4 protein-coding genes are annotated in these 4554 nt (G+C 69.9%); all 4 read left to right on the top strand.

Translation table 11 applies throughout. The annotated features are described in order from the left end of the window. Positions 1 to 278: 278 nt before the first annotated feature. The 4 genes from guaA to ACSNOG_RS31830 all read left to right on the top strand — a co-directional run bounded on the left by guaA (position 279) and on the right by ACSNOG_RS31830 (position 4504). Entirely contained in the window at positions 279 to 1880 is a 1602-nt protein-coding gene (gene guaA, locus ACSNOG_RS31845) for a glutamine-hydrolyzing GMP synthase (protein WP_436756181.1), read from the top strand. A gap of 121 nt (positions 1881 to 2001) precedes the next feature. After that, positions 2002 to 2586 carry a Uma2 family endonuclease gene (locus ACSNOG_RS31840; protein ID WP_436756180.1) on the top strand — a complete coding sequence of 195 codons (585 nt, stop codon included), beginning with the start codon at positions 2002 to 2004 and terminating at the stop codon, positions 2584 to 2586. Positions 2587 to 2706: 120 nt separating this feature from the next. Continuing rightward, positions 2707 to 3639: an alpha/beta fold hydrolase gene (locus ACSNOG_RS31835; RefSeq protein ID WP_436756179.1), complete on the top strand. Its 933-nt coding sequence runs from the start codon at positions 2707 to 2709 to the stop codon at positions 3637 to 3639. 70 nt (positions 3640 to 3709) lie between these two features. Continuing rightward, positions 3710 to 4504, top strand: a complete 795-nt coding sequence (locus ACSNOG_RS31830; protein WP_436756178.1) for a class II aldolase/adducin family protein — start codon at positions 3710 to 3712, stop codon at positions 4502 to 4504. Positions 4505 to 4554: the final 50 nt, after the last annotated feature.

Raw genomic sequence — 4554 nt, 5'->3', positions numbered from 1 at the left:
AAAACGACAGGCGCCCCGGGCCTTGTCGGCCCGGGGCGCCTGTCGAAATCGCTTGTCAGTTGCTCAAGCAGCACGACCATGGCAGCCGGACGGGCCGGTTGCCATAGGTAAAGACGAAGGTCTGGTGCTTGCGCATGGGGGACAGTATGGCCCGCTCGCGACGCCGGGGCCACCGCCGGTCCGGTCCGGTTTCGGATGGTGAGACAAAAGCAAGCACCGGCGCCCCGGTAGAATCGACAAATACAGACCCCCTCCTCCACCGCCGGAAGGCCGCTCCCGTGTCAGCAGCACCCCCCGCCGCCCACGACAACACCGCGGAGCCGGTGCTCGTTGTCGACTTCGGCGCGCAGTACGCCCAGCTCATCGCCCGCCGAGTCCGTGAGGCGCGGGTCTACAGCGAGATCGTGCCCAGCACGATGCCCGTGGCCGAGATGCTCGCCAAGAAGCCGAAGGCGATCATCCTCTCCGGCGGCCCCTCGTCCGTGTACGAGGAGGGCGCCCCCCGCCTCGACGACGCCCTCGGCCTCTTCCAGTCCGGCGTCCCCGTCTTCGGCATGTGCTACGGCTTCCAGCTGATGGCCACCACGCTCGGCGGCACCGTCGACAACACCGGCGCGCGCGAGTACGGCCGCACCCCCCTGCACGTCTCCAAGACCGGCTCGACCCTCTTCGAGGGCACCCCGGCGGAGCAGTCGGTGTGGATGTCGCACGGCGACGCCTGCTCGGCCGCCCCCGAGGGCTTCACCGTCACCGCCTCCACGGACGTCGTGCCGGTCGCCGCCTTCGAGAACGACGAGAAGAAGCTCTACGGCGTCCAGTACCACCCCGAGGTCATGCACTCCACGCACGGCCAACTGGTCCTGGAGCACTTCCTCTACCGCGGCGCGGGCATCGAGCCGACCTGGACCACGGGCAACGTGATCGAGGAGCAGGTCGCCGCCATCCGCGAGCAGGTCGGCAGCAAGCGCGCCATCTGCGGCCTGTCCGGCGGCGTGGACTCCGCGGTCGCCGCGGCCCTCGTCCAGAAGGCCATCGGCTCGCAGCTCACCTGCGTGTACGTCGACCACGGCCTGATGCGCAAGGGCGAGACCGAGCAGGTCGAGAAGGACTTCGTCGCCGCGACGGGCGTCCAGCTCAAGGTCGTCGACGCGCAGGAGCGCTTCCTGAACGCGCTGGCCGGCGTCTCCGACCCGGAGACCAAGCGCAAGATCATCGGCCGTGAGTTCATCCGCGTCTTCGAGCAGGCCCAGGCCGAGATCGTGGCCGAGGCCGGCGCGGGCGGCGAGGACGTCGCCTTCCTGGTCCAGGGCACCCTCTACCCCGACGTGGTCGAGTCCGGCGGCGGCACCGGCACCGCCAACATCAAGTCCCACCACAACGTGGGCGGCCTCCCCGAGGACCTGGAGTTCGAGCTCGTCGAGCCGCTCCGCCAGCTCTTCAAGGACGAGGTCCGCATGGTCGGCCAGGAGCTCGGCCTGCCGGAGGAGATCGTCCAGCGCCAGCCCTTCCCCGGCCCCGGCCTCGGCATCCGCATCGTCGGCGAGGTCACCAAGGAGCGCCTGGACCTGCTGCGCGAGGCCGACGCCATCGCCCGCGAGGAGCTCACCGCCGCCGGCCTGGACCGCGAGATCTGGCAGTGCCCGGTCGTGCTCCTCGCCGACGTCCGCTCCGTCGGCGTCCAGGGCGACGGCCGCACCTACGGCCACCCGATCGTCCTGCGCCCCGTCTCGTCCGAGGACGCCATGACGGCCGACTGGACGCGCATGCCGTACGACGTCCTGGCCCGCATCTCCACCCGCATCACCAACGAGGTGCGCGACGTCAACCGCGTCGTGCTGGACGTGACCAGCAAGCCGCCGGGCACCATCGAGTGGGAGTAGTCCTCCCGGAGACCCGCAGGTCGAACGCCGGTGCCGCCGCTCATTCGTTTGAGTGGCGGCACCGGCGTTTGCGGTGGGTACGCTGACCGTACGGCCAAGAATCCCGTCCATGGGAGGAACCATGACCGCTGAGCCCGCGCACCACTGGCCGGTGCCGCCGCAGGACGGTTACACCGTGGACGATCTGCTGACGCTGCCCGACCTCCCGCCGCACACGGAGCTGATCGACGGGAGCCTGGTTTTCGTGAGTCCGCAGAGGGAATTCCACAGCATCGTGGTCGATTTGCTGACCGATGGCTTGCGGCGGACCGTGCCCTCCGGGCTGAAGGTCCGCCGTGAGATGACGGTGTTGATCGACAAGCGCAATGGCCCCGAACCGGATGTGTCCGTTGTGTGCGCTAGGTCGGTGCAGAGCATGAAGCAGACCTTCTATCCGGTGGAGGATGTCCTGCTCGCGGTCGAGGTGGTCTCTCCGGATTCCGAGGCCCGCGACTATGTCACCAGGCCCTTCAAGTACGCCCTCGCGGGGATTCCCCACTTCTGGCGAGTCGATATGGGGGGAACGGACGGTGCGCCGGTGGTCACCGTCTTCAAGCTCGCAAGGGAGGCGCAGGCGTACGTTCAGACCGGAACATACCGGGACAGGCTCAAGCTCGCCGACCCCTTCGACGTCGACATCGATCTGACCGAGATCGACAAGCTGTAGCCGACGGCGGAGCTCCGGTGCGAACCAGGCTCCGCCAAAATAGTGGCGCGATCACGAGACGAGACGTATCGTTTCACTTCTGAGGTGCGCCCGCACTCGAACCCCAGGAAGGGACCCGCCATGCCCCGGACCGAACCCCGAACCCTCACCGTCGACGTCGCCCCCGGCGTCCGCCTCTGGAGCGAAGGGCGCGGCGGAGCGGCCGACGACTCCCCGCCCCTGCTGCTCATCATGGGCGCGCAGGCGTCCGGCCTCGCCTGGCCCGAGGAGTTCGTCGACGCCCTCGCCGCCCGTTACCGCGTGATCCGTTACGACCACCGCGACGCCGGCCGCTCCACCTGGTCGTACGACGAGCGGCCCTACCGCATCACCGACCTCGCGGACGACGCCCTCGCCGTCCTGGACGCCCACGGCGTCGAGCGCGCCCACATCGTCGGGATGTCGCTCGGCGGCATGCTGGCACAGCTGCTGCTCGCCGATCACCCGGACCGCATCCTCAGCGCCACCCTCATCGGTACGTGCGCGCTGAGCGGGCGGCCGCTCGTCGAGGCCGACGGGACCGAGACCGCCGCCGCCGATCTGCCCGGCATCGACCCGCGCGTTCTGGAGATGTGGGCCCGGCCCGTAGAGGACCACGGCCCGGAGGCCGAGCTGGACCGGCGGGTCGAGCACTGGCGGCTCCTGAGCGGCGAGGAACTGCCCTTCCACGCCGGCGAGATGCGCGAGCGCGAGCGGCGGATCATCGAGCACGCGGGGCGTTACGACGTCTCCACCGCCCACGGCCGCGCCGATCACTCCGGCATGGAGCGTACGGAGGAGCTGGCCCGCAACACCGTCCCCACGCTGGTGACCGAGGCCTCCGCCGAGCCCGTCTTCCCGCCGGCCCACGCCCGCCACATCGCCCAAGTGATCGGCAACGCCCGGACGGTGGCGATGCCCGGCATGGGGCACGCGCTGCCGCGCGAGTGCCTGGGGGCGCTGGCCGAGGCGATCCTGGAGCACGCGGCGGACGCGACGGCGGAGCCCGCCGCATCCCGGACCTTTGTCCCGTAGGCCTGTTCTCCGTGCTTACCCGGAGGTAGCTTCCGTTCCGTAGCCACGGAAGAACCGGAGGGACGCCGCCATGTCGCAGGCAACAGCACCGGAACCCATCCCCGCCGACCAGCTCCACTTCGCCATGCCCCCCAAACACGACTCCGTCGAGGACGAACGGCGACACCGCAAGGAGCGGCTCGCGGCGGCGCTCCGGCTCTTCGGGCGCTTCGGCTTCGAGGAGGGGGTCGCGGGGCACATCACCGCGCGCGACCCGGAGTTCACCGATCACTTCTGGGTCAACCCGTTCGGGATGTCCTTCAAGCACATCACGGTGAGCGACCTGATCCTCGTGAACCACAAGGGGCAGGTCGTCGAGGGCCGGTACCACGTCAACCAGGCGGCGTTCGCGATCCATTCGCAAGTCCACCAGGCCCGGCCCGACGTCGTCGCGGCCGCGCACAGCCACTCCGTCCACGGGCGGGCGCTGTCCGCGCTGGGGGACGTACTGGAGCCGATCACCCAGGACGCGTGCGCCTTCTACGAGGACGTCGCCCTCTTCGACGACTACACGGGTGTCGTGGTGGACGAGGAGGAGGGGCGGCGCATCGCGACCGCCCTCGGGCCGCACAAGGCGGTCGTCCTGCGCAACCACGGGCTGCTGACCGTCGGGGACTCCGTGGACGCGGCCGCGTGGTGGTTCATCACCATGGAGCGCTCCTGCCAGGTGCAGCTCGTGGCGAAGGCGGCCGGGAAGCCCGTCCTCATCGACCAGGCGAGCGCCCGGCACACGCGGGACCAGCTCGGCAACGACCTGGCGGCGTGGATCAACTACCAGCCGCTGTACCAGCAGATCACGCGGAGCGAGCCGGAGCTGCTGGGCTGACGGGGGCTGACTGGGGGCGATGGGGGCCGAAGGGCTGTCTCTTATACACA

The organism is Streptomyces sp. URMC 124, from assembly GCF_051386455.1.
Classification (GTDB): Bacteria; Actinomycetota; Actinomycetes; order Streptomycetales; family Streptomycetaceae; genus Streptomyces.
This window is presented reverse-complemented; position numbering and strand designations above follow the sequence as displayed.